This is a genomic window from Xanthomonas cucurbitae (assembly GCF_002939885.1).
Classification (GTDB): Bacteria; Pseudomonadota; Gammaproteobacteria; order Xanthomonadales; family Xanthomonadaceae; genus Xanthomonas; species Xanthomonas cucurbitae.
In genome coordinates this window covers 1-1,677 of sequence record NZ_MDED01000100.1, presented here as the reverse complement: position 1 = coordinate 1,677, position 1,677 = coordinate 1, and the positions used below count along the sequence as shown (strand labels likewise).

The window sequence follows — 1,677 nt, the reverse complement described above, 5'->3', positions numbered from 1 at the left end:
AGGAGTTCCTGAGGCTCAAGATCATCGCCAGCTTCCTGCCCGCGCTACCCGAAAATGCTCGATTGCACCCACAGTGATCCGCGAAGACCCGTAAATTAAGGAACAACTGTCAGCGCCTGCTATCCAAGCATCCATGATGAAGAGAGACGGACGCTTGGTATCGCGGGCGGCGCTGGAAGAAATGCGTCTGATGCGGCGGCGGGCCGTCTGCCTGTTACCTCGCTATGACATGCTGGCACTACACCGCACAGTTCCGGAACCCTTCTGCCATGGCACCCCACAAGAAGCAGCACCTGCCAGACAAGGTCTGCGTTCACTGCGGGCGACCATTTTGCTGGCGCAAGAAGTGGGAAAAGGTATGGGACGAGGTGAAGTACTGTTCGGATCGATGTCGCAGTGACAGCGAGCGGCAGCGTGCGGAACGCTGATCGCTGATCGCTGCCACCGGACCTGGGCTGCGCTCACACGCCGCAGCGCCGGAGTCGGCCAGGTGTGGAAGCACCCCACGGCGGGTTCGATCGCCGTGCGGATGCTTCCTCTGGCGGCGCTGAGTCCACGCGTCTGGACTCACGCCTCCGCGCTTTCCACCCATACCCGCATCTCGCCTTCGCCGCGATTTCCCCAGGCAAAATACGGCACGAAGCACAGCCGCTGCGTCTGCCAGCCGGGTGCGGCAGCGTCGTAACGGTACAAGGTGTCCGTCTCGGATTGATCGACGCGGCGCAGGCCATCGGTCTGGATCAAGGTCATGCCGGCCAATGCGCCCTCCCCGGGCACCAGGGTGAACTCTGCCGAGCGCGGCAGGGCCACTTGATAAAGTTCGCTGCCGTTGTCCACCTGCTCCAGGCAGTACACCAGCGGGCCGCGTTGCAGGGCCAGCTTGCCGGCAGCCTGCCGCAGCAGCGCATGACCACTCACGCGTCGTATCGGCATCGGTAGTTCCAGGACCAGACGTTGGCCCGGTTGCCATTGACGCGTAATCACCGCATAGCCCTTGCGCAGCTCGAACGCCAGCGGCACATCGTCCAGCGCGAGCGTGGGCGCCGGGCACCAGTCCGGGATGCGCAGGGCCAGCGTGGTGGTGAACGCACGTTCGGCCGCGATCCCGATCTCCACCCGCCCATCCCACGGATAGTCGGTGCGCTGCGACAAGGTGATGTGCACCCCGTCGCGTACCAGCTCGACCTGCCCGCCGGCATACATGTCCAGAGACAGCGCATCCTCGCGCTGGGTGTACAGATACTGCCCCAGCGAAGCCAGCAGGCGGGCGATGTTGGGCGGGCAACAGGCACATCCAAACCAGGGCTGGCGAACCGGTTTGACATGGTCATGGGCATGGCTGGCAGCCATCGTACGCGGCACCGTTTCCAGCGGATTGACGTAGAAGAACGCCTTGCCGTCCAGCGAGATGCCAGCCAGCACGGTGTTGTACAAGGCGCGTTCCATGACATCGGCAAAGCGCGCATCGCCTTCCATCTGCAACATGCGCTTGGCGAACAGCATCAGCCCGACCGAGGCGCAGCTCTCGGCGTAGGCGGTGTCGTTGGGCAGGTCGTAGGCGCTGGTGAACGATTCGCCCCAGCTCTGCGCGCCGATGGCGCCGGTGACGTACAGCTGCCGCTGCACCATGTCTTCCCACAGGCGCAGGCAGGCCTGCCGCTTGTCTGCATCGCCTTC

At 64.1% G+C, this 1,677-nt stretch carries 2 protein-coding genes; one reads left to right on the top strand and one right to left on the bottom strand.

The window, feature by feature from the left end:
• Positions 1-269: 269 nt before the first annotated feature.
• Positions 270-428: a DUF2256 domain-containing protein gene (locus tag XcuCFBP2542_RS18870; RefSeq protein ID WP_104605761.1), complete on the top strand. Its 159-nt coding sequence runs from the start codon at positions 270-272 to the stop codon at positions 426-428.
• A gap of 139 nt (positions 429-567) precedes the next feature.
• Here the strand turns inward: XcuCFBP2542_RS18870 and XcuCFBP2542_RS18865 are convergent.
• The coding region (locus XcuCFBP2542_RS18865) for a glycoside hydrolase family 127 protein (RefSeq protein WP_146090372.1) at positions 568-1,677 on the bottom strand (1,110 nt) is incomplete at its 5' end.